The following is a 24593-nucleotide window of genomic DNA, read 5'->3' on the forward strand; positions in this document are numbered from 1 at the left end:
GCCCAGATCATGAGCGATACCACCCAGATTGCTTCAACCGCGCCGCTGCATGGCGGCCACACGGGTGCGGACGTACCCGACTATGCCCACTACCGCGTCGTGCCGGCGCGTCATCGCGCCCGCACGGCGGGCACGGTGCTGGCGATCGTGCTGATCGGCATCGTCCTCAACTCGGTGCTGGGCAATCCGCGCTGGGGCTGGCATGTGTTCGCGCAGTGGTTCTTCGCGGAGCCGGTGCTGGAGGGGCTCGGACGCACGCTCGTGCTGACCGCGCTTGCCGCCGCTATCGGCTTCGCGCTTGCCGTGCCGCTCGCGCTCGCGCGGCTCTCGCATTCGCCGCTGCTCGCCGCTTGTGCCTGGGCCTTCATCTGGCTCTTCCGCTCGATCCCGCCGATCGTGCTGCTGCTGTTGCTGAACAACCTCGGCTACCTGTACGAGACGGTGTGGATCGGTGTGCCGTTCACGCACATCACGCTGCTGAGCGCGCCGACGACCGACCTGATCGGACCGTTCCTGGCCGCTGTGCTTGGCCTCTCGCTCAATCACGCGGCGTTCGCCGCCGAAGCGATTCGCGGCGGCATCCTCTCGGTCGATCACGGCCAGCGCGAGGCCGCGGCGGCGCTGGGCTTGCCGCGCACGCGCCAGACGTTGCGCATCGTGCTGCCGCAGGCCATGCGCGCCGTGCTGCCCACCGCGTTCAACGACGTGATCGGGCTGGCGAAGGGCACATCGGTCGTCTATATCCTCGCGATGCCGGATCTGTTCTATACGGTGCAGATCATCTACCACCGCAATCTGGAGGTGATTCCGCTGCTGATGGTGGCGACGATCTGGTACCTCGTCATCCTGACCGCGCTTTCAGCGATCCAGGTGCACGTCGAGCGTCACTATGCGCGCGGCGCGACGCGCACGCAGGTCAGGCGCTCGACGCTAGGCGCGTGGCTCGCCCGTTTGCGCGATGCGCGCCGGGCGCATTCCAACGCTGCACCTGAAGCTGACGCGGCCGAATCCCGCGCTGCCGACGCAGGCTGGGCGCAGCGGCGCGTGGGCGGCAGGGTGGGCATTCATAACGTTTCGAAGAGCTTCGGGACGTTGAAGGTGCTCGACAACGTCTCGCTCACGGTTCCCTCGGGCAGTGTGACGGTGATCCTCGGCCAGTCGGGATCGGGCAAGTCGACGCTGCTGCGCTCGATCAATCACCTCGAAAGCGTGGACGACGGCTTCATCGACATCGACAGCGAACTCGTCGGTTACCGGCGCGAGGGCCGCACGCTCTACGAGCTGAAGGAAAAGGACATTCTGCGGCGGCGCGCCGAAGTGGGGATGGTGTTCCAGAGCTTCAACCTTTTCCCGCATCTGACCGTGCTCGAAAACGTGGTCGAAGCCCAACTCGCCGCTGGCGTGCCGCGCGCCGAGGCCGAAGCGCAGGCGCGTGCGCTGCTCACGCGTGTAGGCCTGGCCGGTAAGGCGGACGCGTGGCCGCGCCAGCTTTCCGGCGGGCAGCAGCAGCGCGTGGCGATTGCGCGCGCGCTCGCACTCAAGCCCAAGGTGCTGTTGTTTGACGAGCCGACCTCCGCGCTCGATCCCGAACTCGTGAACGAAGTGCTCGACGTGATCCGGCAACTGGCGCGCTCGGGGACGACGCTCATCATCGTTACGCACGAAATCGGCTTTGCGCGCGAAGTGGCGGACACGATCGTGTTCATGGACGGCGGGCGGGTCGTGGAGTCGGGTCCGCCCGCGCAGGTGCTCGGCAGTCCGGCGCATCCCCGCACGCGCGAATTTCTCTCGAAGGTGCTGTGATGGAGCCGCTCAATGCACGTGCGAATCTCGTGACGCGACGCCGCTTCGTTGCCGCGCTGAGTGCGGTTGCGGCGGCGCCGCTGGTGTGGCGCGCGCGCGGTGCTCGCGCTGCGACGCCATCATTCGATTTCAGTCCGCAGCAGGCGGGACGCGTGCGCGCACCGAAAGATCCGCAGGCCGCGAGCGCGCTCGGCGGCTTGCGGCTCGTCGAGCCCGGTGCGTTCACCGTGGCCATCGCACCGTTCGGCGCGCCCATCGCGAGCTACGCGACCGACGCGCGCACGGTGGTCGGCTCCGATGCCGACTACGCGAGGCTCGTGGCCGACGCGCTCGGCCTCACGCTCCAGCTCGTGCCGATTGCGTGGGCCGACTGGCCGCTCGGGCTCAGCAGCGGCAAGTACGACGCGGTGATCTCGAACGTCGGCGTGACCGAGCAGCGCAAGCGCAAGTTCGACTTCACGACCTACCGGCTCGGCCTGCACGCGTTCTATGTCGCAAACGAAAGCGCGATTCGTTCGATCCGAGAGCCGCATGATATTGCCGGCCTGCGCATCGCCACCGATACGGGGACGATCCAGGAGCGCATCCTGCTCGAGTGGAACCGGCAAAACGAAGCAAAGGGGCTCAAGGGCGCCGAACTTTCGTACTACGACGATTTCGCCTCGATCCGTCTCGCGCTGCTGGCGAAGCGCGTGGATGCCGTCTTTAACCCGGACGCCCCGCTGCTGTACGCGGCGGCCACACAAGGCGGCATCCGCCTTGTCGGGACGATCAACGCGGGCTGGCCGTACAAGGCGGACGTGGGGATCGCCACGCGCAAGGACAGCGGCCTCGCGTCCGTGCTCACCGCGGCGACGAACGGCCTGATACGCGGCGGCCAGTATCGCGCGTCGCTCGCGCGCTGGGGGCTGGAGACCGAAGCGGTGGCTCGGTCCGAAACCAACCCGCCCGGGCTGCGCGACGCCTGAACACGAATAGAACCTGAGACACCTCGGATGGCTGCAGTCAAGATCGATCACATTGCATTTCTGACGCCGGGAAACTACGACGGCGAAGCGCCGCGTGCGAGCTTCGAGCATTCGCTGGAGCTGTTCCGCTTCGGCGAGTCGGCGGGCTACGACAGCGCCTGGGTGAGGCAGCGCCACCTCGAGCACGCGGTTTCGTCGGCGGCGACGTTTCTAGCGGCGGCGAGCCAGCGCACGACGCGCATCGGGCTCGGCGCGGCGGTCATCCAGATGGGCTACGAGAATCCGTTCCGCCTTGCCGAAGACCTCGCGACCGTCGACGTGCTCTCGCACGGGCGGCTGCTCGTGGGGCTCAGCGCGGGTGCGCCGGCGCACGGCCCACTGCTGGGCGAACGGCTCTTCGACGTCGATCCCGGACAGATCGACTTTTCCTATGCGCGGGTCGCCCGCTTGCGCCGCAATCTGGCGGGCGAGTGGCTCGGCGACGAGAGCAGCTTTGTCGAATCGGCAGCCGGCCGCGTGCGCCCGCGCGTGACGCCTTACGCGCCGGGCCTCACTGAGCGGCTCTGGTACGGCGGCGGCTCACGCCGTTCCGTGGAGTGGGCAGCCCGCAACGGTTTCAACCTGCTCATCGGCAACATCACGACGGGCGAGGGCACCGACGATTACCGCGAGGCGCAGTTGCGGCAACTCGAAATATTCCGTTCCCACTGGAGCGAGAGCCGGCCGCCCCGCATCGCACTCGGTCGCGTGATTGTCCCGATAGACGGCGCGGATAGGCAGACGCGCAAGCACTACCGTGCGTTTGCCGAGAGTCGTCACGCGCGCACGCTCGCGCCGCACGGCGAGCGCCGTACGCTGTTCGTGCCGGATCTGGTGGGCACGGCAGACCAGATCCTGACGCAACTCAGTGCCGACCCGGTGCTCGCCCAAGTCAACGAGTTGAGACTTGAATTGCCCTATGACCTCCCTTTCACGTTCTACCGCCAGATTCTCGACGATTTCGCCACACGCATCGCGCCCGAACTCGGCTGGCAACGCGCGGAAAGCCGCAGGGCGGTCGCAGCTTAGCAGCAGCGCAGAAATGGTTGGCGCAATTTGTTCGTAGCCGGTTTCAGGGTAGAGCGCGACAATCGTTTGCTCTACTGAACTACGAGACGGAGTATTCGTTCAACATGACTCGAGATCTGCTGTTGTTGCTGGAACCTGGTTTTACTGACCCTGCTCATCCGGGTGAGCGGTTCGTCTGTCCGCATTGTGCGCTTATCGAAGGGCTGCTGGCGAGCGATCCTGTGCGAGTCGCGCGGCTTGACGTGAAGCGCGTGGCGTTTCCTCGCCCGCGGGCGGAAGTCGTCGCCGTGCTCGACGAAGCGCATCAGGGACTGCCGGTACTCGTACTGGGTGACGAGCATCCGTTGCCTGAGGATGCACAAACGCTCGGCGAGCGGCACTTCGTGAATGACCCGAAGCGCATCCTTGCGCTGCTCGCGCAACGCCACGGCTTTCCCAGGGTGCACTGAGTTCCCCCCGCTTCTGGCGCCGGTGAGGCGCTGTCGTCTGCATCCGTTTTCCGTCTTCACTATCCGCAGGGATCTTTCATGTCCGTTCACGCAGCCGCGCGTATGCACGCGGCGAACGCGCCTTCGCAGGCGACCCTCGATTGGGTCCGCACACTCGTCGCGATCGATACCACCAGCCATGTGCCAAACCTGGGGCTAATCGAGACCGTGAGGGACGCGCTGGCGCGCGAGGGCGTCGAAGCGACGCTGATCCACGACCGGCGGGAAGGATGGGCGAACCTCTTCGCCACCGTGCCCGCACATGACGGCGCGCTCGACGGCGGCATCGTGCTTTCGGGGCACACCGATGTCGTGCCCGTGGCCGGCCAGCAGTGGGAGAGCGACCCGTTTCAGCCAGTCGTGCGCGACGATCGTCTGTACGGACGCGGCACCTGCGACATGAAGGGCTTCATCGGCACGGCGCTCGCCCTGTTGCCGCAGATCCGCGCGGCGCGGCTCTCGCAGCCCGTGCACTTCGCGCTCTCGTATGACGAAGAACTCGGCTGCGTGGGCGCGCCGCACATGATCGCCGAGCTTGGGCGCAGAGGGCTGCGTCCCGCCGGCTGCATCGTCGGCGAACCGACGGGAATGCGGCCCGTCATCGCGCACAAGGGCATCCACACCTATCAGTGCTGCGTGCGCGGTCACGCAGCACATTCCTCGCTGACACCGAATGGTCTGAACGCCATCGAGTATGCGGCGCGGCTCATCTGCCACATCCGCGATCTTGCCGACCAGTTTCGCGCGCAGGGCCCCTTCGACGGTCTCTTCGACGTGCCGTACACGACCGCGCAGACGAGTCTCATCGAAGGCGGCAATGCGATCAACACCGTGCCCGCCGAATGCCGCTTCTCGTTCGAATTCCGCAATCTGCCGAGTGTGGCGCCTGAGGCGGTCTTCGATCGCATCGAAAACTGGGCGCGCGAAAACGTGCTGCCAAAGATGCGCGCCGAGCATCCGGACGCGGCCATCGAGTTCAGGCGGATGTCGTCGTCTCCGGGGCTCGACGCGGCCGAAGAGGCGGCCATCACGCAACTCGTGCGGGCGCTGACCGGCGACCCGCAGCGGCGCAAGGTGGCCTATGGCACTGAAGCGGGGCTGTTCGCGCAGGCGGGTATTCCGACGGTGGTCTGCGGGCCCGGTCATATCGAACAGGCGCATCGCGCCAACGAATATGTTTCGCTCGAACAGCTTGCGAGCGGCGAGCGTTTTCTCCAGCGGCTCATTCAGGGACTGGAGTCCCGCACGGGCGAAACCGCATGAAGGCGGTAAGCGCAGTGCCCGATGCCACACGCCTGAGCACGCTTTCTTCCTGACCATCCCATGACACAACTCCTGTTTGCGCAGGCCGCGCCGTGGCTGCGTTCATGCGCGGGACGTTTCCTGCTGCCCCGTCCTGCGCGCGTGGAGGGCTGACACATGGCTGCTGTTTTGCCTTCCACTGGCGTGGCCGAGCGCTTTGTCTACGTGTCGGTGCACGATCCGCGTGCGCGTCCGCTTTTCGACGAACTGACCTACGAATACGGCTCGCGCTATGCCGATGTGATTCCGGCCGAAGCGTTGCGAGCGGAAATGACGCGCTATCCCGACGATGCGTTCGCGTCTCCGCATGGCGCGTTCGTGCTGCTGTTGCGCGACGGCGTGGCCGTGGCGGGTGGGGCGTTCATGCGCCACGCCGATCCCGGCACCGCCGAATTCAAGCGCATCTGGGCGAGCCGGCACTGCCGCCGTCAGGGGCTCGCACGGCGCGTGCTCGTCGAACTGGAGGCACAGGCGGCGCGTCAGGGCTATACGCGCGTGTACCTCGGCACAGGACCACGGCAGCCGGAAGCCATCGCGCTTTATCGCGCGAGCGGCTACACCTTGCTTTCGGCGCATGACTTTGGCGAAGACGCGCCGCCGGGCTTTCTGTTCGAGAAGCTTTTGCCGAGCACGGAGCGAGCGGATGGGGTTTGAAGCGCGTGGGGCCGGCCGGATGCTGACAAGCGGCCCGCCGGGCAGGAATGTTGCGCACTCGCGCGAGCGGACCTGACATGCCGGATTCGTCGAGGACTACGCCGGGCCGGCTGCTGCCTCTGCGCAAGCGCCGCTCCACGGTCGCGCCGCGCCGCGAGACCGGCCGTGTCGTGAACGATCCACCGAATACGCAGGCGCGTCTCGTTCTTGGCATCTGCGTGGCCGTGGGCTTCACGACGCTGCTGGACCAGAGCATTTTCACCATGGCCGTTCCGCGGCTGCGCGACACGCTGCACGCGTCGGCCGCGCAGCTGCAGCTCATCGTTTCGGTGTACTCGATGGCGTTCGGCATAGCGCTCGTGCCTGCGGGCCGGCTCGGCGACATCATAGGGCGGCGGTTGCTCTTTCTTGTAGGCCTGGCGATCTTCACGAGCTGCAGCGTGCTCGGAGGCCTCGCGAACTACGCATCGACCGTGATTGCCGCGCGACTGCTTCAGGGCATCGGAGCGGGCATGCTCAATACGCAGGTGCTCGGTCTGATCCAGGATCAGTTTCATGGGTTGACCCGCGCTCGGGCGCTCGGCCGCTATGCGTCGGCGGGTGGTCTCGCGGCGGCGGCCGGGCCGGTGCTCGGCGGCTTGTTGCTTGCGTGGGCGCCGCATTCGAGCGGCTGGCGTCTGCTCTTCCTCGCAAACGTACCGTTCGGTGTGGCCGCCTTCGTGCTTGCCTGGCGGCATTTGCCGCGCAGTCGCCCAGCCGGTCGGCGCTTTTCGCTCGATGTGCCCGGGCTTTTCCTGCTGAGCGGCGCTACGTTTGCGCTGATGGGCGCAACGCTCGTCACGCCGCGCGCGGCTTCCGGTTCGTCACAGGCCTGGCTTTGTGCGGCGGTGGCCGCACCGTTGCTCTTTTCGGGCTGGGAATGGTTTTACGGACGCCACGGCGGCACGCCGATCCTCTCGCGAGGGCTAGTGCGTTCTCCCGGCTACGTGCTCGGCACACTGGTCGCGATGGGGCAGTTCGCGTCGGGTCTCACGATTGGCGTGATTACAACTTTGTATTTCCTCGACAACCTTCGCATCGGCCCCACGGTGTTTGCCGCGCTAACGGTGCCGGGCGCACTCGGCATGATGACGGCCTCGAGGTACAGCTGGCGATTTATGGAGCGTTGCGGGAGAGCGGGCGTGACGTGCGCGATCGGATTTTATGCCGTGTTCACCGCGCTGCAAGGTGCGGCGATGCTGTGGTTGCCGCGCGAAGCGATTTTCATCGCATATCCGTTGCTCGGCCTGTTGCAAGGCGCAGCAAGCGGGCTGGTTCACGCGCCAAACCAGGCGATGAGCCTCGCTGTGACGGGCGAAGGCGAAGGCCGCGGCGTGGCCGCCGGGTTCTACCAGTTGTCGCAACGCCTTGCCAGTGCAGTCGCGATGTCGTGGGGGAGCGGAATTCTGATCGGTGCGGCGGCCCGCACGGGCACGACGTCGTCCCGGATGGGCCTTGCAGGGGCGTTGGGGCTCGCGCTTGCGTTTTCGGCTGGTGCGGGACTCGCTTCCGTTGCCGATCTGCTTCGCCGACGGCGCGAGGAGTCCCGCGTGTGCTGAACATGGTAACGTGGCGCGAGCGAGAATGGGCTCACGTGATCCACAGATTTAAGATAGGGGAGCAAATATTCGCTTCATGCTGCCCATAGCGTCCGACAAACTCAAGGGAAAGGAGGATCGCGGGTCGAATCTCCATTTCGACGCAGCTGTTGCAGTTGTTGTCCTTGCCGGTAAGCATGTCCCGGACCGCAAGCCGTTTCGAAGGATTATTGAAATAGCGTCATCGATGGTGCGGGCTAGGCAATGACGGTGTCCGTGCCTTACGCTTTTGGGACTGCTGCCGAAGTTCGGAGGCCAACGTGAAGCACTCCAGCCAGGGTGACCCATCCCGACCCGGCGCCGTCGTAGCATTTCCTGATAATGCGTCGCTCGCTGCGTTGCGGGCGTGGTACGAGGGATAACCGCGCGCGGCGGTAACCCGCTACTTGCCTCACGCCCGAGCCTACGCTCAGTCTTCCCGCGGAATCTTCGGCCACATCAAACAACGTCTGATACGGATCGCTGAGGCATACGGACGCGATGACATTGCTTCGGTGTTCATAATTCACGGCATGGATCGCACCCGCCACGCGATGGCGGTACACCGGGCGATTGAAGCATTGCGGAGGCTGGTTGCCCGCGAACCGCAGATCAACGGCGACATTGGTCTCTGGTTGCCGACACGCGCAATCCGGTCCTTTAACAGGTTGCTGAAGTACCGGTGAAACATGTCATCGCGCAGAGTTCGTGAAGCGTTGATAGATGAACAATCACTTACCCACTGGAGATCACGCGCGGCGCCGACACTTTCACCGAGAGTTTGTTTTCCGTGCGCAAGCTGGACGACTTCGTCCCCAAGTCGCATCCGTTGCGTTCGATCCGCGTAATGGCGAACGAAGCGCTGGCGAAGATGGATCGACTGTTCGCCGAGATGTACGAAGCGGACATAAAAGGTGGACGGCCGAGCATCGCGCCGGAGAAGTTGCTGCGAGCCATGCTAATCCAGGTGCTCTACAGCATTCGCTCGGAGCGCCAACTGATGGAGCAGGTGCAATACAACCTCTTGTTTCGCTGGTTCATCGGCCTGGCAATGGATGACGAGGTGTGGGTGCCCACGGTCTTTACGAAGAACCGCGAGCGTCTGATCAGACACGATGCGGTGATCGCATTTTTCAACGAGGTGGTGGCCATCGCCCAGAAGAAGTGCCTGCTCTCGGGTGAGCATTTCAGCGTGGACGGAACGTTGATCCAGGCGTGGGCCGGGCACAAGAGTTTTGTACACAAGAACGGCGACGATCGGGACGGCGACGGTGGCGGCGCGGGCGGCTTCAAGGGCGACAAACGCAGCAACGAGACACATCAGTCCAGGACCGATCCCGATGCAAGGCTCTATCGCAAAGGCAAAACGGCCAGTGAATTGCGGTACATGGGCCATACGCTGACCGATAACCGGCACGGCCTGGTGGTCAATGCGCGCGTGACACACGCCGACGGGCATGCCGAGCGTGAAGCAGCCAAGATCATGATCCACGACGCACGGCAAGCGGCAGAGGATCCGGACGTAGAAATTACGTTGGGTGCGGACAAGGGTTACGACGCACTGGAATTCATTGAGGCGTGCCAACAGATGAAGGTCACACCGCACGTTGCGCAAAACACCTCGGGGCGACGTTCAGCAGTGCCCGACACGATTGCATCGAGCGCGGGCTACGCCGTTTCTCAGCAAAAGCGCAAGTTGATCGAACAAGGCTTCGGCTGGGCCAAGACCGTGGGGCGCATGCGCCAGGTGATGGTGCGTGGCTTGAAGAAGGTGGACCAGATGTTCGTGTTGAACCTGGCGGCATACAACCTCGTGCGCATGCGATCCCTGGCACAAATCCGCTCATAAATGGCGGAAAGCGTGGCAAGGAGGCCAGAAGTCGGCCTCAAGCCGCCGAAAGAACGTTGAATTCGCGTTGAGATTGCACAATGCGAAAGTTTGCGACTGGCGGGCGCGTACATCGAGGCGCGCCGCTTCCGCCGGGGGTGTATTTCCGCAACCTGTTAAGGCTCAGGGGATTGCCACCATCGCGCGACTGACGTTACAGGTTCCCCGGCGCCGCCTCAGGTGGGCAAACATTCCTGGCATCGGGCCGGCGTCGGCACGCGATATCGAGGCATTCTTCTCGCACCATCCAGCACTCACAGAATCCACACGCCAGTTCGTGGAACGCTTTGAATCGCACGACCACGTCGCTTGGCGGCAGCTTTTGTGTGTGCGCAGCCTCGACGGTTCTCGCGGAAGGTACTGTGCGCCTAAGGCCAGATGCTTGCTAGACGCCGTTTCTGACCGGGAAGCAATCGAGGACTGGCTTGCCTTGCGCGAGACGGATGCTACGTCGAGGGGCATACCGCAAGGAGGTGGAGCGTCTGCTCCTTTGGGCCAATCTGGAACGCAAGCGAGCGCTCTCGTCGCTGGACACCGAAGATGCGATCGCCTTTAGGACATTCCTGCGTCGTCCGGAACCGAGTGATCGATGGGTGGGGCCACGCGGAGTCGTCAATCGGAAGGCTGAACCCTTCTTCAGCCGGTTGCGCCCGTCGTCTGCGGCGTATGACTCAGCGCTTACGCGCTGCGCGATAGCAAGCGTGGACCCGCGAAATATTTTTGACATACTTGCAGGTTGAGAATTAAAAGTCTATTGTGGACGCATAAGTCCAAAAGGAGACTACCTATGGTGCTCACATGAAAGGAGCGCGCGACGCGAATTCGGCTACGACCGGTGACTCGCGCGCCCGTCTTCATGCGCGGGGTGCGCGCAAACCAGCTAGCCGGTCCGTTCTATAACTCGATAACTACGGGAGCAGTGACGAAATGAAGCGTTTTATCCAAGCTTTGGCGTTGGCCGTGACGGTGATGTGCAATGGTGCACATGCCGATACCGCCCAAGTCGTCAAATTCGGTACCGAACCGAACTATTTCCCATTTGAGTACAAGACGCCAGAGGGCAAGCTGGCTGGCTTCGACTACGATATTGGAACTGCGTTGTGTACCGCTGCCAAAGTCCAGTGCTCGTGGGTGGAGGTACCATTTGATGGACTCATTCCCGCGCTGGAGGCGCGAAAATTTGACATCATCAACTCAGACTTCAGCGCGACCGAGGCTCGCGCACGTGTGATCGGCTTTTCTGACATGCTGTATGACGTCACGCGACGTCTGGTGGCCAGGAAAGGATCCAATTTGCAGCCGACGGTGGCGTCGCTCGCGGGTAAAACGATCGGAGTCGTGCAAGGCACGATCGAGGAAGTCTATGTCAGGAAGAATTGGGTTCCTGGTGGCGTCAACATCGCGACCTATCAAACCGCTGACCTGGCGTACGCAGATCTGGCCGCTGGCCGGGTCGACGCGACTTTCCAGAACGTGATGGCCGCAAAGAAGGGGTTCCTGAGCAAGCCGCAAGGTGCCGGGTTCGATTATTCGGGGTCCCCGATCATCGACAAGGAGACTCTCGGCGTGGGTGTCGCATTGGGTTTTCGCAAAAATGATAACGAATTGCGCGAGCGCTTCAACGCCGCACTGGCGAAGATCAAGGCGGACGGCACGCTCGATAGCCTGGTCGAAAAATACTTCCCGCCGGGCTTCATCTCGTTGAAGTAACGTCGAGTACGGTCGGTCCGGTACGCCGGCCGGATAAACTATTTAGTTCCGTTCCACTCCCTGAGCGAGCTCATGGATTCCAAATCCTTTCAAGATATCGTTGCGCTCAGCGAACGGCTTGCCGACGTCGCGCGTGCGACCTCGATGAAGTATTTTAGAACGCCTTTGTCAATCGAGTCGAAGGACGATCATTCTCCGGTTACGCTTGCCGATCGAGAGGTCGAACAGCAGATGCGGGCGTTGATCACATCGACCTTTCCGACTCATGCAATATGCGGCGAGGAATTCGGCTCGAGTCAATCGGCTGAATTGACTTGGCTGCTCGATCCGATAGATGGAACCAAGCCGTTTGTGCTCGGCTTTCCGATATTCGGCTCGCTGATCTGCCTGTTGGAGCGGGATCGGCCCGTGATCGGAATTATCGAAATCCCGGCGACGAAAGAACGCTGGACCGGAACTGCCGACGGCGCGGCACTGAACGGCCGAAAAGTGCGTACGGGGTCGTGCACGAAGTTGTCAGAGGCCAAGTTGGCGGGGACATCACCCTACGATTTCAGCGAGGATGACCGCCCGCAATTGCACCGGCTCATATGGCAGGCCGCGATGCACCGGTTTGGCGGCGGCTGCTATTCGTTCGGACTTTTGGCAAATGGCGGGGTCGATCTGGTGGTCGAGGCGGGGCTTGAACCCTGGGATTACATGGCGCTCGTGCCGGTCGTCGAAGGTGCCGGCGGCATCGTCACGGACTGGAACGGAGATCCGCTGAGCATGTCGTCCGATGGCCGGGTTGTGGCCTCCTGCACGCGGGCCCTTCACGAGGAAGTGTTACGTAGTTTGCGAAGCTGATCGCGCAGGTCGCGAACACAATCGCCACCAGGCCGGAAGGAAATGGGCGGAGGGGAGCTTCCGCGCGCCAAGCCACTTAATCCCATCATGGAGAAAATGGATGATAACAAATGGCGAATTGTTGTTGCGATTGGTACTGGCTGCGATCCTTGGGGCTGCAATCGGTATCGAGCGAGAACGGATGAGTTGGGCTGCGGGCTTACGCACACACATGCTTGTTTGCGTCGGGTCCTCGCTAATCATGCTCGTCTCCGCATACGGATTCGAGGAGGTTGCCGCTCAAACACACATAGCGCTTGATCCGTCGCGAGTTGCGGCGCAGGTGGTTTCCGGTATCGGTTTTCTCGGTGCCGGTGCTATCTTGCTGCGAGGTGAAGTCGTGCGAGGCCTGACGACGGCTGCCAGTGTCTGGTGCGTTGCAGGTGTCGGCCTTGCCGTGGGGGGCGGCATGTACATCGGGTCGATTGGAGGCACGGTGATCATTCTGTTGATTCTCGCCGGAGTGAAGCCACTGGAAAAGCGCTTTTTTGTGCCAAAGCGGCTTCATAATCTTGATTTGCTCGCCGAAAGCGGCACGTTGTCGCTGAACAAACTGCATGACATGCCTGATTTGCGCAGTGTCCGCGTGAAACAGTTCGTGTCCCGGGCGGCAGAGCATGACCCCACGCTAGATCAAGTATCGATCACGTTGTCCAAGATTACGGACGACCAGTGCGAAGCGATCGTTCGGCGGTTGGAATGCTGGCCCGGAGTCCGCCATTGCCTGCGTTCTCACTGACAATCGGATAAAAGCTCTGCGGTATCCGCAGTGCTTCAGCGTCAGCGGAACGCGTTGCTGATTTTGAGAAAACCTGGCGACTTGTGTCGTTGCTCACAGTACGCAAGGTGGTTTGCTGCAAGTGCATCAAGGAGTCTTGACCTTCGCTAGTTATAAATGATTAGAATTACTATCTATTATTTGGAGATCTTTGCATGAAAGTTCGAATTGCGGCGGTGGCCGCAACGGCCCTGCTGAGCGCCCCTGTTTTGGCGCAAAACAGCGTTACCCTTTACGGACTCGTCGACGAAGGCGTCGACTATACGAACAACGTTGGCGGTAAGCGCGTCTACGAGCTTCAGAGCGGCTATGCACAGGGTAGCCGCTGGGGGCTGCGCGGCACTGAAGATCTTGGCGGTGGCCTTTCGGCGGTGTTCACTCTCGAGAGCGGCTTCAATGTGAATAACGGCAAGCTCGGGCAAGGGGGGCTTATGTTCGGGCGTCAGGCCTACGTCGGCGTGGCGAGCGACCGCTACGGCACGCTGACGTTTGGGCGTCAGTATGACTCTGTTGTCGACTACCTTGCGCAGACTACCGCGAACGGCAACTGGGCGGGCTACCTGTTTTCCCATCCCTACGACAACGACAACACGGACAACACATTCCGTGTGAACAACACTATCAAGTACGCAAGTCCGAAGGTTGGTGGCTTCAATGTCGGTGGCACATACAGCTTCAGTAATGACACGAATTTTGCGAATAACCGCCAATACAGCGTCGGTGCACAATACGCGAACGGCGGCCTGCTCGTAGCGGCAGCATACCTCCAGGCAGACAACCCGTCCGCGACGTCCAGCGGCGCAATTAACAATGGGGGTGACGAAAATTTCCTCGCGAAGCGCCTGCGTGTATTCGGCGGCGGGATCAACTACACGTTCGGTTCGGCGACGGCCGGCTTCGCGTACACGAACTCGTACCTGAACCAGCCGCAATCGACGACGTATATCTCTGGCTCGATTCTGCCGGCAGAGGGGACGCTGAACGCGCTGAGGTTCCAGAACTTCGAAGTGAACTTCAAGTACCAGTTCACGCCCGCGCTGTATGCGGGTGTCGCCTACACGTTCACGACTGAGAATTTCGAGGCGTCGTCCGGTGACGCGAAGCCGAAGATTCACTCGGTCGGGCTGATGGCGGATTACAATCTGTCGAAGCGCACGGACCTCTACGTTCAGGGCGCTTACCAGCACGTCGCGGGCGACAAGACGGGTACCGCGCTGGATCTCGCGTACGTGCCGGGTGCAGCTGATGCGTCATCGACCGCGAATCAGTTCGTGATTCGTGCCGCAATTCGGCACAAGTTTTGAGTTGAGAACGTGCCGGGGGGCATCAATGGATTGCCACCCAGTTTCAGAGATGTGAGGCGGTTCTCCACGCTCATGGGCCAATCGGTAAGTAACGGTTGGCTTTTTTGTGCTGTAGTGGCGGCAGGTTGCGGAGTCGCGTCGAGGCCGGCGAAGTAATATCATGTGTGTTTCGCTACGAGAGACCGACGATCGATGCCTTCCCGAAAACAGAAAAAAGCCACCGCCGATCAACTGCTGCTCAGTCGATACCGGAGTATTGCCGACGGCGTCGCTGCACTGTTTTTTCCTTATGCAGAAGTGGTTATCCACGACTTGACGAGCCAGTCAATCGCGTACATTGCCAACAACCTGTCAAAGCGTGCGATTGGCGACGATTCTGCTCTGGAGGAAATCGAAGGAACCGCAGACGACGAGGTGATGGGGCCGTATGAGAAGATGAACTGGGACGGCCGCCGGATGCGATGTGTGAGTATGCTGCTGCCCAGTGAGTCGTCGGAAGCCGTCGGCGTTATGTGCATCAACTTCAATGTCGCGGCGTTCGATGACGTCAAAAAGGTACTCGACTTGTTCATCACGGGCGCCGGACTGGTGCGACCGCCGGAGGAACTGTTCAAGGACGATTGGCAGGAGCGGATCAACTCATTCCTGCATGGTTGGTTGCGCGAGCGGCAGCTCGCACTCAATTCGCTTTCGCGTGACCACAAGCGCGAGCTCGTGGAAGCGTTGTATGCAGAAGGTGCATTCAACGGAAAGAGTGCGGCGAACTATATCGCCAACGTCCTGGATATGGGGCGGGCGACTGTTTACAAGCACCTGAAGCAAATGCGCGAGGATGTGTGACGCACTTTGTGCAAGCGGCACCGCGGGTCGGACCCAAGCGTCACGACACCCCCGCGGTGTGGGAGGTCGATTCGGGCGGCGGTCGGGCCTGCCCGAACGATCCGTTGAATCAAATCAGCTAACTTTGCGGCGCAGGAAGTCGGACACGCGCGCGAGACCTTCCTCCAGGACCGTCCGGTTGTTCGCATACCCGATGCGCACATAGCCTTCCATATCGAGTGCGCTACCCGGCGTAAACATCACACCCGTTGCGTCGAGCAACTCCGTGCAGAATTCGCGCGACGGCATGTCGAACGCGTATTTGAGCAGCGCCGTCGTACCGGACTTCGGCTTGATCCACGAAATCATTGGCTCGCCCTCGACCCACGCTTCCACAAGGGCGAGGTTGGTGCGCACGATGTCGTGATTGCGCTTCAGGATCGCATCGCGATGCTCGAGCGCGAGCGTCGCGAAGTAATCGTCAATCATGCCGACGCTGATTGTGTTGTAATCGCGATGCACGCTAACCGCGTGAATCAGCTCGACCGGGCCGGCGATCCAACCCAGACGCAGTCCGGCGAGCGAATAAGTCTTCGACATGCTTGCGGTGCTGATCCCGCGCTCGTAGAGGTCGGCGATAGACGCACTGTAGCCGCTGCCAACCTGGTCGGTCCCGCGATAGACTTCGTCGCAGAGCACGTATGCGCCGCAGCGCCGCGCGATCTCGACGATCTTTCCGAGGAACGCTTCGTCCATCAGCGATCCGGTCGGATTGTTCGGGTTGTTGATCGCGATCAGGCGCGTCTTGTCGTCGACCAGCGACTCAAGTTCGTTGAGATCCGGCAGGAACGCGTTTTCCTCCCGAAGCTTCAGGATCTTCACGTTTGCGCCGTAGCTTTCCGGAATCGAATAGTGTTGCTGATAGGTCGGCAGAACCGAGATCACGGTATCGCCAGGTTCGACCAGCGTCTCGTAGATGAGAGCGTTACCGCCGATCGCGCCGTGCGTCACGATTATGTTGGTAGCAGATTGTCGGGCGTAAGTGGCGGCAATGGCTTCGCGCAGGCGTTGTGTGCCCTCGATCGCGCCGTAGGTCAGCTTCATCGGACGCAATTCGTCGATCACGGATGTCTGGCGGCCCGTCATGCTGAGAAGTTGATCGACCGTCAGAGATTCGACGCAGGTCTCTGCGAGGTTATACGTACAGTGGTTCTCGTATTGATCCATCCAGCGCTCGACGCCGAATTCCTTGATCTTCATGACTGTTCCCTCTTGAATTTGGGTTGAGCGGCCGGACTGCGGCCGCTGGCAGAGTAAAGCAACGTGTTCTGTGTAGACTTCGCCGTGGATGTTACTTGGTGGTGATATCCCGGTTGAAGTACTTGTTTGACAGGCTGCTCAGCGTCCCATCTGCTTTGAGTTGAGCCAAGGCGTTGGAAACACGGCTGCGCAGCGCTGCGTCCTGCTTTCTGAATGCCCAACCAACGCCCTTCCCGAGAGTCACGGGGTCTTCCAGTGGCGCGCCGACAATCGCATAGTCATGCCCCTCTGGCTTGTCGAGAAAGCCCTCCCGTGCGGTCTGATACTCCTGAACCGAGCCGTCGAGACGGCCCGCCGCCAGGTCAGCGTAAACCTGATTCTGGTCCGAATACTCCGCGATCTCTACGCCGTGTGGTTTCCAGTTGCGCTGGACAAAATCATCCTGAACTGCTCCCTGCAGCACGCCGATGCGCTTACCCTTCAGCGAGTCAGCCTGAGGAAGGAGCCCGGAGTTCTTTCGCGCGATGAGGACCATCGGGACGACATAAATCGCCGGCGTGAAGTCGACGATCTGCTCCCGTTTTGCCGTGATGTTCATTGCCGAATTGACGAGATCGAACTTGCGTGCCTGCAGGGCTGGCAACAGACCGTCAAAGGCATTTTCTACCCAGATGCACTTGACCTGCATCTTTGCGCAAACCGCGTTGCCGACGTCGATATCAAAACCCTGTAGCTGACCGGCCGCTGTTTTGCTTTCAAATGGGGGGTAGGCGGCTTCGATGCCGATTCTGAGTGCTGCGTTACCTTCTGCAAACGCGAATCCTGCCGTCCCCAACGCCAGGGCGACGGCGCAAACAAGATGCTTCATATTCATACCAACTCCGGTGATGATCGAGTACGGGGCCGTAACCTGATATTGGTCCGCGGACCTCGGCGGACTACCTCGCGTTACGAGAAGAGGTAGACGAATTGTCCATGAGAGACAACTCCGACAAGTATCCGCTTCCAAAAACACAATGTCCATAGTAGACTAAAAAATCTATTTTATTGGATGGAGCGGGTGCGACCCGGAATCACTAGATGAGCGCTCAACTGAACAATTTGCCCTGCGTGTTGGATGAGGCGCGGGTTCGTGCTGCATTGCCGGAACTGGATACTCGCGGCGCCTTGGCTCGGATGTTTCATTCCCTGGCGAACGGTCGTGCGGTGCAGCCACCGCAGACGCTAACGCTTTTTCCCGAAAACGCCGGCGATTTCATTACCTATCTGGGCACCCTGGCGGATGAGCGGGTGTTCGGCGCGAAACTGTCCCCCTATGTGCCGACTAGCACTGGTCCCATCGTCACGGCATGGACTGCGCTGATGTCGATGGAAACCGGGCGTCCGCTCATGTGGTGCGACTCCGGCCTGCTGACGGCTGAACGGACCGCGGGCGCGACTGCACTGGCGGTTGAGCATCTTGCTCCTCGCGATGCACGCCGCCTTGCACTGATCGGGACCGGGGCATTAGGACTGGCTCATCTGCGCCATCTCAAGGGGACGCGCGCATGGCAAACCATTCAGGTGTATTCGCCGGAACTCGCCACGGCCGGGGGTAAGCGCGATCTGGTGAAATCGATCGACTCGCGAGTCGTCGTTATTGACAGTCTCGACGCATGCGTGCGCGATGCGGACGTCGTTTCGCTCTGCACATCTTCCGGCAAGCCCGTGTTGACGGACGGCATGCTGACACGCCCGGCACTCGTAACTTCGATCAGCACAAACGTTGCGAACGCCCACGAAATTCCGCCCGCATGGTTGCCGGGCATGGATGTCTATTGCGACTATCGCGCAACAACGCCTGCAAGTGCTGGTGAAATGAAGATTGCAGCGGCCGAATTCGACTGGAGCGCAAACGCCATCGTCGCAGACCTGCCTGAGCTGGTTGCCGGCCGCGCCCATTTGCCATCGTATGAGCGGAACGTTTTCTTCCGCTCGATCGGGCTCGGACTGGAGGACATCGCCATCGCAGCGGAGCTCTATCGGATCGTCGCCGGTACAGCTGGACATTAATTCACAAGTCGGGCAACCGGTGGCGCGGACGTTCGTCGTCGGGATTCGTTTGAGGAGACAACACGTGACCTATCAATGCATCGAGATTCCTCTGCCATCACCAGCACCGGGCGTCGCACTCCATCTGACGGCGCATCGGTTCGGCGGAGCCGATAGCGGGCGCAGCCTGTATCTGCATGCGGGCATGCATGCCGACGAGCATCCCGGTCTGCTGGTCCTGCAACACCTGCTCGATTTGCTGCACGTACTCGATAGCGCCGGCCGGATCCATGGCCGTATCACTGTCGTGCCGTATGCCAACCCGATCGGTCTGTCACAAAGACTGTTCGGCCCGGTGGTTGGGCGATTCGATTTTGAGAATGGGGAAAATTTCAACCGCAATTTCCCGTTACTGGATCAAGCCGTTGCGAAGCGTTTACGCGAAGCGGATGCGCGCAGCCTCAATCGATCCGGGTGGAAGCACTATTTCCGCGGTTTGCTGGGCGAGCGTGACGATCTGAGCCCCACTGCGGCGATGAAGCTTGAACTGGCAAGGCTGGCAATAGAACACGACATCGTTCTCGATCTGCATTGCGACACCGACGCAATCGCTCATGTGTATGCGTCAGCGCTGCAGCGTGAGCGGGCTGTGAAATTGGCCCGCCAAATCGGAGCACCGGTCGTGCTTCTCGAGCCGTCCCAGAGCGGGGGAGGCGCATTCGATCAGACGCACTCGAGCGCGTGGGGGGCATTGCAGCAGGCCGGCGTGTTCGGTGTGAACGAGAGCGGCTTCTCGGCAACGATCGAGTTGCGTGGCCAGACCGACGTCGACGATGAACTCGCGCTCGACGATGCGCGGCGTCTGCTGCATTTCGCCGAATCAGAAGGCATCTTGTCCTTGCCAGAGACGGATGATGCCCGACGTTTGAAGGCGTCGCCCGACGTATTTCCACTCCAGGGGGCTGCCCACGTACGGTGCCCGTGCGCTGGCGTGATCGTTTATCGACGCGCGCCCGGCGAGCGTGTCGTGGCTGGAGAGACGTTCGCGGAGATCGTTCGTCTCGATGGCGAAGGAATCAATTCGCGCATGCCAGTCGTTAGCCCGATTGATGGAGTGATGGTCGTGCGTCAATTGCAAAAGCTCGTGAGGCCTGGCCAGCGTGCGGCTTTGATCGCTGGAGATATGGCGCTCGAGGGGCGAGATCCCGGCAATTTGCTGCTCGATTTCTAGGCGCTTTCTCACGCAGTTCTAACCGATCGCGGGTAAAGACCGAGTCATGGAAATAGAGGATATACCGCTGCCTGGAACTGCGCCGGGGATGAGCTTGACGCTGCGTGAATATGCATTCGGGCCGAAAGACGCCGGCTGTTCTCTTTACGTTCAAGCCGCATTGCATGCTGGCGAGGTGCCTGGCCTGCTTCTGCTCCAGCATCTGCTCAAACGTCTCGTGACGCTGGAGCGCCTGGGGGCTCTGACTGGTCGTATTGCCGTCATGACCTGGGCGAATCCCATCGGCATGCAGCAGGTCATTGGCGGAACGCTCACCGGGCGCTTTGATTGCGCGGGAAGCGGCAACTTCGATCGGCGCTTTCCGGATATCCGTTTGGAGGTTCTGCGGCGGATTGAGGCTGGCGATCGCCCCCAAACGCTTCACGAAGTAAAGGCGCGGCTGATGGAGATTGCGGCGCCTGACCCCAAAGGTGCAGACCCGGTCGAGTACCTTAAAGCGATGCTTCTATGTCGCGCATTTGCGCACGACATGGCGCTCGACCTGCATTGCGACAAGACGGCGATCATGCATGTGTACAGCAATTGGGCACAGGAAGAACGCGCTACTGCGCTGGCGCGCTGCCTGAAATCTCCGGTGCTGCTGCTTGAGGAACATGCCGGCGGTGGCACTTTCGACCAGGCATTCCACGACACATGGCTCGCATTGCGACGAGGCGGTCTGCCGTGTGAATCGCGGCAGGGGTTTTCGGCCGTTATCGAGTTGCGCGGACAACGCGATGTATCTGATGAACTGGCGATTGGCGATGCCGACGCGTTGCTCGACTTCCTGCGCACCGAGGGCCTGGTCGGTGACCGGGAGCCAGTTGCGCAACGATCTGCACCGGTTATCGCTGCGCTCGAAGCGGTCGATCACGTGAAGGCGACGCAGTCAGGGATCGTTAGTTGGCAGGTCGCCATAGGGGAGTACGTCGAGCGCGATACCGTGATCGCGGAAATTGTTGGGGTAACGCCATGTCACGCTACGCGCCGCCTGGAAGTCCGAGCGCGGACGAACGGCATTCTCGTCGCACGGATGCATGTCCATTTCGTGCTCGCCGGGCAGCGAATCGCCATGATTGCAGGGAGCGAGACGGTTCCCGGTCGCGTTGCAGGTGCACTACTACCCGACTAGTGGTTGGACTGGCTCATTCAACGAGCCGTCCTGTTCTCTCGTCGATGATTGGAGGAATCAGATCGTGGATCTGGGATTGAGGGGAAAGCGCGCACTGGTCCTGGGCGGCAGTACGGGGCTCGGATTTGGTGCAGGGAAAGCCCTGGCAGGCGAAGGTGCAACGGTCGCATTGGTCGCTCGAACGGGGCAGCGACTGGATGCCGCCGCCAAAAGCCTCGGTGCCCACGCGATGGCATGTGACCTGTCCAGTCCGCCAGAGGTCGAAGCGCTCCCCCATGCAGCGGTGTCTGCAATGGGCCACGTTGACGTGGTGGTTTTGAATGGAGGGGGGCCGCCCCCCCTGGACGCATCAGATTTTTCAGCGGCGGTATGGCGCTCGCAGTTCGAGACGATGCTCGTGTCGTCGATCAGCATCGCCGGTGCGTTGATCCCGTCAATGCGTGACCGCAGATTTGGCCGCATCATTCTTATCGCTTCCACCAGTATCGTCGAGCCGATTCCTGGCCTTGTGTTGTCAAACGCGCTGCGAGCGGGCCTTCATGGCTGGGCGAAAACCCTCGCGGGCGAAGTTGCGTGCGACGGCATAACGGTCAATACAGTCATGCCTGGAAGAATTGCGACGGACCGTACACACGGGCTGGACGAGGCCGAAGCGAAGCGGACGGGGCGCAATGTCGAGCGGATCGCTGCTGCGTCTCAGGCAGAGATTCCGGTGAGGCGCTACGGCACGGCGGACGAGTTGGGCGCCGTCGTTGCATTTCTTGCCAGTGAGCGGGCCAGTTACGTCAATGGCGCACGAATCGCTGTCGACGGTGGCTTGTTACGCAACTGAAGCGATGCAACGTCGAGATTTGCAGAGTTCCATGATGTCTGAAAAACTGCTCGCTTGTTCTTCAAGGCCGGTGACATCAACGCCCCCGGTGGTCCCGGTAAGAGATACGTCGGGCAGCGCAATGTTGCTTACGTTGTTGTCGATGTCGTGCATACAGTTCGGTGCTGCCCTTTCCGGGCAAGCAATAGATGCCTACGGCTCGCTCAGCGTCACCGCGTGGCGCCTTGTGTGGGCTGCCCTGGTCATGACTTTGGTCGTCCGCCCGGCATTTAGCCGATTTTCACGCGCGCATTGGCTTGCCGCCGGCGGGCTTGGACTTGCGATGGCTGGCATGACATTGTGCTTCTTCGGAGCGATCGAGCGAATTCCGCTCGGCCTTGACGTTGCCATCGAGTTTCTCGGTCCGCTTACCGTGGCGACTTTCGGTGCGCGACGTGGGCGCGCGCTCGTTTGGCCGTTCGTCGCGGCAGCGGGTGTGCTGATGTTATCGCGCAATGGTGCCGGCTGGATCGGCGAGCCGCTCGGAATGGCACTCGCGTTCGGCGCGGGAATAGGCTGGGGTAGTTACATTCTGCTGATGAAAAAAGTCGGTGCGATGTTTGCGGGGCTCGAAGGATTGTCTGTTTCGCTGATTTTTGCGGCCGCTGTCGCCGTACCATTCGGATTCGCGCAAAGCGGTATGCATGTAGCACCGCAGGAACTGGTCTTGACTGCCGGTCTTGCGCTGCTCGTTCCGTTGCTGCCGTATGCATTGGAAATGACTACGCTGCGCCGTCTGCCTGCGTCGTCTTTCGGCCTCTTGATGAGTGTCGAGCCGGCAATCGGTGCACTGGCCGGGTTCATTGTGTTAGGCCAGCCATTGGGTGTCCTCCAGTTGGGTGGAATGTTCCTGGTCGTCTCAGCGAGCATAGGAAATGTTCTGACATCCTAATGAAATGTAACGGCGATGTGGAAGTGCAGTCATACGTGCGAACAGTGAGGGCTGCGGAGGCTTCACGTGTATATCCGGTCCGCCAGAAATTATGGATCCGGAGCGCGCGAAGCTGTGCGACACGCAGCGCAGGAAGTGGGGGCAATCAACAACCGGCTCGCAGAGCTCGGGGGCGGAAATTTTGTTCTGATGGGAGACTCGATCGAGTTGCGGCAGGTGTGGCAATGCCGCGATCGCGGGCGAGTCTATTGTTCCGATAGAGCGTCCTGTCACTAGGGGCCGAGTTTCGTCCTGAACAAAGCGGAGCTCCCCGGCAACTCGCGGCACCAACATCCATTTGCAGCGGATTTTGACGTTCATTTATCAGGCACTTTCACATCAGTTTCGACGACGGCGCCTTTGATGCAACGTACAAACCGCGATCTCAACGGACGTTCTGCATGTGCTGGGGCGGTCCCACGATGTGGGCTGTTGTTGGCGTTTGGATGAAGAGTGAACCAGGAATGATCTTCAAGGATTTTATCTGTGTCAACGGCTTTATCGGAGCCATCGACGGCTTGTTTCGGGCCGCCAAGCGCAAGACTCGTGGCTACACGCGCATCGCAATCATGGGCACGGTGTTGTTTCTTATCGCTGGCAAACTCGACTTCTCTGCATTGAACTCATATGCCCGCCGAGAGCCATTTACCCACTTCATTTTGAAAAGAGCCTTCAAAGTAGCAGAACCGCGCCACGCGGTGACTGTGATGCCGACCGCATCGCCTTTAGCCGAGGCATAAACACCCCGAACGTTAGGCGCTGTTTTCCTTCGACCAGTTTGAGTACCACTTACGGAACGTGTGGTACTGCTCGTCAGCATAGCGTCGTTGGGAATCGCTCAAGGCGTCAGATTCATTGAAGTGCAGCGTGTATTCCTTATCGCCATTCAGCACCATCAGATGCTTATAGTAGAGCACGAGGTCAGCACCTTCATCAAATGACGATAGCACACCCAGCGCTGCCTCCAATTCCTTCGCTTGGCGCCGTGCGGTGACATCGCCACCGCGAGCTTTATTGCACAACGCGACCAATTGCAAAACCTCCCGGGGCAGTGCATTGCCGATGCCGGTAATCGCACCTGTCGCGCCGCAGTTTACGAAACCGTGAAATACCTGCGTGTCCACGCCTGCCATCAGCGTAACATTCTCGTCTTGTGACGTGATGTGTTCGGCTGCGTAGCGCATATCGCCGGCGCCCCCAAACTCCTTAAAACCTATCAGGTTCGGATATCGACGGCGCAGTTCAAAAAACAGGTCCGCGCGCGTAGCGAATCCATAGTACGGGCTGTTGTAAATAACGGACGGGAGCTTCGGCGCGGCTTCAAGAACGGCGGAAAAGTGGGCTTTCTGCGCATCGGGCGATGATCCACGGGAAAGAACGCGCGGAATCACCATCAAGCCTTGAGCGCCTACCTTGGCGGCATGCGCTGCATGCGAAACGGCTTCCTTCGAGTTGACCGCACCAGTGCCCACGATTGTCGGGATTCCCACACCGACCAAACGAGCCACTCCATCTTGACGTTGGGCTTCGGTCAGGAGGGGCCAGTCACCCATTGAGCCGCAGTAAACGACAGCACTCATTCCAATTTCGATCAACTCCTGACCCTTAGCCACAAGAGCGTCGAAGTCTGGCGTCCGGTCGGCTTTGCAGGGGGTCATAAGTGCGGGAATGGTGCCCGTAAAAATGTTTTCGCTCATTGCGCTTCCTTCGAGTGTTCGTTGAATATCAGAAGAACTGCGAGATCGGACGAAGCAACTGTCTTGTGCTGGCGTCGAAGAACCGCGAATAGAAGTCGCGCTTCATTAAATTTCAGTC

Annotated in this window: 22 protein-coding genes and 1 pseudogene; 20 read left to right on the forward strand and 3 right to left on the reverse strand. The window is 60.9% G+C overall.

The features are described 5' to 3' along the window. Positions 1-9: 9 nt before the first annotated feature. The 14 genes from AB3X99_RS32875 to AB3X99_RS32940 all read left to right on the forward strand — a co-directional run bounded on the left by AB3X99_RS32875 (position 10) and on the right by AB3X99_RS32940 (position 15304). Positions 10-1803 (forward strand): amino acid ABC transporter permease/ATP-binding protein, encoded by a 1794-nt coding sequence (locus tag AB3X99_RS32875; protein WP_368619293.1) that lies wholly within the window; start codon positions 10-12, stop codon positions 1801-1803. Further along, complete coding sequence (locus AB3X99_RS32880; protein ID WP_368619294.1) at positions 1803-2771, forward strand: ABC transporter substrate-binding protein; 969 nt, start codon at positions 1803-1805, stop codon at positions 2769-2771. The genes AB3X99_RS32875 and AB3X99_RS32880 overlap by 1 nt, the downstream gene beginning before the upstream one ends. Positions 2772-2798: 27 nt before the next feature. After that, the gene (locus AB3X99_RS32885; protein ID WP_368619295.1) at positions 2799-3839 is read left to right on the forward strand and encodes an LLM class flavin-dependent oxidoreductase; all 1041 of its coding nucleotides are present in this window, start codon (positions 2799-2801) and stop codon (positions 3837-3839) included. 104 nt (positions 3840-3943) lie between these two features. Then, positions 3944-4288: a DUF3088 domain-containing protein gene (locus AB3X99_RS32890; protein WP_368619296.1), complete on the forward strand. Its 345-nt coding sequence runs from the start codon at positions 3944-3946 to the stop codon at positions 4286-4288. Positions 4289-4366: 78 nt separating this feature from the next. Continuing rightward, positions 4367-5590 (forward strand): acetylornithine deacetylase, encoded by a 1224-nt coding sequence (gene argE, locus AB3X99_RS32895; RefSeq protein WP_368619297.1) that lies wholly within the window; start codon positions 4367-4369, stop codon positions 5588-5590. Between the two features lie 156 nt (positions 5591-5746). Further along, positions 5747-6283 carry a GNAT family N-acetyltransferase gene (locus tag AB3X99_RS32900; RefSeq protein ID WP_368619298.1) on the forward strand — a complete coding sequence of 179 codons (537 nt, stop codon included), beginning with the start codon at positions 5747-5749 and terminating at the stop codon, positions 6281-6283. Positions 6284-6360: 77 nt separating this feature from the next. Beyond that, positions 6361-7881 (forward strand): MFS transporter, encoded by a 1521-nt coding sequence (locus tag AB3X99_RS32905; RefSeq protein ID WP_368619299.1) that lies wholly within the window; start codon positions 6361-6363, stop codon positions 7879-7881. A 766-nt stretch (positions 7882-8647) separates the two neighbouring features. After that, positions 8648-9748 carry an IS5 family transposase gene (locus AB3X99_RS32910; RefSeq protein ID WP_368619349.1) on the forward strand — a complete coding sequence of 367 codons (1101 nt, stop codon included), beginning with the start codon at positions 8648-8650 and terminating at the stop codon, positions 9746-9748. A gap of 73 nt (positions 9749-9821) precedes the next feature. Then, complete coding sequence (locus AB3X99_RS32915; protein WP_368619300.1) at positions 9822-10343, forward strand: phage integrase family protein; 522 nt, start codon at positions 9822-9824, stop codon at positions 10341-10343. A gap of 371 nt (positions 10344-10714) precedes the next feature. Further along, positions 10715-11497, forward strand: coding sequence for a transporter substrate-binding domain-containing protein (locus AB3X99_RS32920; protein WP_368619301.1), 783 nt, complete (start codon positions 10715-10717; stop codon positions 11495-11497). Positions 11498-11569: 72 nt separating this feature from the next. Further along, positions 11570-12343 (forward strand): inositol monophosphatase family protein, encoded by a 774-nt coding sequence (locus tag AB3X99_RS32925; RefSeq protein ID WP_368619302.1) that lies wholly within the window; start codon positions 11570-11572, stop codon positions 12341-12343. Between the two features lie 100 nt (positions 12344-12443). Next, complete coding sequence (locus AB3X99_RS32930) at positions 12444-13121, forward strand: MgtC/SapB family protein (protein ID WP_368619303.1); 678 nt, start codon at positions 12444-12446, stop codon at positions 13119-13121. A gap of 194 nt (positions 13122-13315) precedes the next feature. Then, entirely contained in the window at positions 13316-14464 is a 1149-nt protein-coding gene (locus AB3X99_RS32935; RefSeq protein ID WP_368619304.1) for a porin, read from the forward strand. A 192-nt stretch (positions 14465-14656) separates the two neighbouring features. After that, the gene (locus AB3X99_RS32940) at positions 14657-15304 is read left to right on the forward strand and encodes a transcriptional regulator (protein ID WP_368619305.1); all 648 of its coding nucleotides are present in this window, start codon (positions 14657-14659) and stop codon (positions 15302-15304) included. Between the two features lie 114 nt (positions 15305-15418). Here the strand turns inward: AB3X99_RS32940 and AB3X99_RS32945 are convergent, their stop codons facing one another. Both AB3X99_RS32945 and AB3X99_RS32950 read right to left on the reverse strand, forming a co-directional pair. Beyond that, positions 15419-16543: an aminotransferase gene (locus AB3X99_RS32945; RefSeq protein WP_368619306.1), complete on the reverse strand. Its 1125-nt coding sequence runs from the start codon at positions 16541-16543 to the stop codon at positions 15419-15421. 91 nt (positions 16544-16634) lie between these two features. Next, a complete protein-coding gene (locus tag AB3X99_RS32950; protein ID WP_368619307.1) occupies positions 16635-17417 on the reverse strand; it encodes a transporter substrate-binding domain-containing protein in 783 nt (260 codons plus the stop codon). Between the two features lie 206 nt (positions 17418-17623). Here AB3X99_RS32950 and AB3X99_RS32955 point away from each other — a divergent pair, with 206 nt between their 5' ends. The 6 genes and pseudogenes from AB3X99_RS32955 to AB3X99_RS32980 all read left to right on the forward strand — a co-directional run. Further along, positions 17624-18595, forward strand: coding sequence for an ornithine cyclodeaminase family protein (locus AB3X99_RS32955; protein WP_368619308.1), 972 nt, complete (start codon positions 17624-17626; stop codon positions 18593-18595). 64 nt (positions 18596-18659) lie between these two features. Then, positions 18660-19805, forward strand: a complete 1146-nt coding sequence (locus AB3X99_RS32960; protein ID WP_368619309.1) for a succinylglutamate desuccinylase/aspartoacylase family protein — start codon at positions 18660-18662, stop codon at positions 19803-19805. An 88-nt stretch (positions 19806-19893) separates the two neighbouring features. Continuing rightward, the gene (locus AB3X99_RS32965; protein WP_368619310.1) at positions 19894-20976 is read left to right on the forward strand and encodes a succinylglutamate desuccinylase; all 1083 of its coding nucleotides are present in this window, start codon (positions 19894-19896) and stop codon (positions 20974-20976) included. Between the two features lie 64 nt (positions 20977-21040). Beyond that, positions 21041-21808, forward strand: coding sequence for an SDR family oxidoreductase (locus AB3X99_RS32970; protein WP_368619311.1), 768 nt, complete (start codon positions 21041-21043; stop codon positions 21806-21808). Positions 21809-21842: 34 nt separating this feature from the next. Then, a complete protein-coding gene (locus AB3X99_RS32975; RefSeq protein ID WP_368619350.1) occupies positions 21843-22739 on the forward strand; it encodes a DMT family transporter in 897 nt (298 codons plus the stop codon). Between the two features lie 530 nt (positions 22740-23269). Further along, a pseudogene (locus tag AB3X99_RS32980) lies at positions 23270-23410 on the forward strand (ISL3 family transposase); the annotation flags it as partial. 120 nt (positions 23411-23530) lie between these two features. Here the strand turns inward: AB3X99_RS32980 and AB3X99_RS32985 are convergent. Continuing rightward, positions 23531-24475 (reverse strand): dihydrodipicolinate synthase family protein, encoded by a 945-nt coding sequence (locus AB3X99_RS32985; protein ID WP_368619312.1) that lies wholly within the window; start codon positions 24473-24475, stop codon positions 23531-23533. Positions 24476-24593: the final 118 nt, after the last annotated feature.

This window comes from Paraburkholderia sp. BR10882 (genome assembly GCF_040948855.1).
GTDB classification, from domain to species: domain Bacteria; phylum Pseudomonadota; class Gammaproteobacteria; order Burkholderiales; family Burkholderiaceae; genus Paraburkholderia; species Paraburkholderia nodosa_A.

What these genes read in the sequence shown, in the direction of transcription:
- AB3X99_RS32875 (WP_368619293.1), top strand. Translation starts at nt 10, where the DNA reads ATGAGCGATACCACCCAGATTGCTTCAACCGCGCCGCTGCATGGCGGC.
- AB3X99_RS32880 (WP_368619294.1), top strand. Translation starts at nt 1,803, where the DNA reads ATGGAGCCGCTCAATGCACGTGCGAATCTCGTGACGCGACGCCGCTTC.
- AB3X99_RS32885 (WP_368619295.1), top strand. Translation starts at nt 2,799, where the DNA reads ATGGCTGCAGTCAAGATCGATCACATTGCATTTCTGACGCCGGGAAAC.
- AB3X99_RS32890 (WP_368619296.1), top strand. Translation starts at nt 3,944, where the DNA reads ATGACTCGAGATCTGCTGTTGTTGCTGGAACCTGGTTTTACTGACCCT.
- argE (WP_368619297.1), top strand. Translation starts at nt 4,367, where the DNA reads ATGTCCGTTCACGCAGCCGCGCGTATGCACGCGGCGAACGCGCCTTCG.
- AB3X99_RS32900 (WP_368619298.1), top strand. Translation starts at nt 5,747, where the DNA reads ATGGCTGCTGTTTTGCCTTCCACTGGCGTGGCCGAGCGCTTTGTCTAC.
- AB3X99_RS32905 (WP_368619299.1), top strand. Translation starts at nt 6,361, where the DNA reads ATGCCGGATTCGTCGAGGACTACGCCGGGCCGGCTGCTGCCTCTGCGC.
- AB3X99_RS32920 (WP_368619301.1), top strand. Translation starts at nt 10,715, where the DNA reads ATGAAGCGTTTTATCCAAGCTTTGGCGTTGGCCGTGACGGTGATGTGC.
- AB3X99_RS32925 (WP_368619302.1), top strand. Translation starts at nt 11,570, where the DNA reads ATGGATTCCAAATCCTTTCAAGATATCGTTGCGCTCAGCGAACGGCTT.
- AB3X99_RS32930 (WP_368619303.1), top strand. Translation starts at nt 12,444, where the DNA reads ATGATAACAAATGGCGAATTGTTGTTGCGATTGGTACTGGCTGCGATC.
- AB3X99_RS32935 (WP_368619304.1), top strand. Translation starts at nt 13,316, where the DNA reads ATGAAAGTTCGAATTGCGGCGGTGGCCGCAACGGCCCTGCTGAGCGCC.
- AB3X99_RS32940 (WP_368619305.1), top strand. Translation starts at nt 14,657, where the DNA reads ATGCCTTCCCGAAAACAGAAAAAAGCCACCGCCGATCAACTGCTGCTC.
- AB3X99_RS32945 (WP_368619306.1), bottom strand. Translation starts at nt 16,543, where the DNA reads ATGAAGATCAAGGAATTCGGCGTCGAGCGCTGGATGGATCAATACGAG.
- AB3X99_RS32950 (WP_368619307.1), bottom strand. Translation starts at nt 17,417, where the DNA reads ATGAATATGAAGCATCTTGTTTGCGCCGTCGCCCTGGCGTTGGGGACG.
- AB3X99_RS32955 (WP_368619308.1), top strand. Translation starts at nt 17,624, where the DNA reads ATGAGCGCTCAACTGAACAATTTGCCCTGCGTGTTGGATGAGGCGCGG.
- AB3X99_RS32965 (WP_368619310.1), top strand. Translation starts at nt 19,894, where the DNA reads ATGAGCTTGACGCTGCGTGAATATGCATTCGGGCCGAAAGACGCCGGC.
- AB3X99_RS32975 (WP_368619350.1), top strand. Translation starts at nt 21,843, where the DNA reads ATGTCTGAAAAACTGCTCGCTTGTTCTTCAAGGCCGGTGACATCAACG.
- AB3X99_RS32985 (WP_368619312.1), bottom strand. Translation starts at nt 24,475, where the DNA reads ATGAGCGAAAACATTTTTACGGGCACCATTCCCGCACTTATGACCCCC.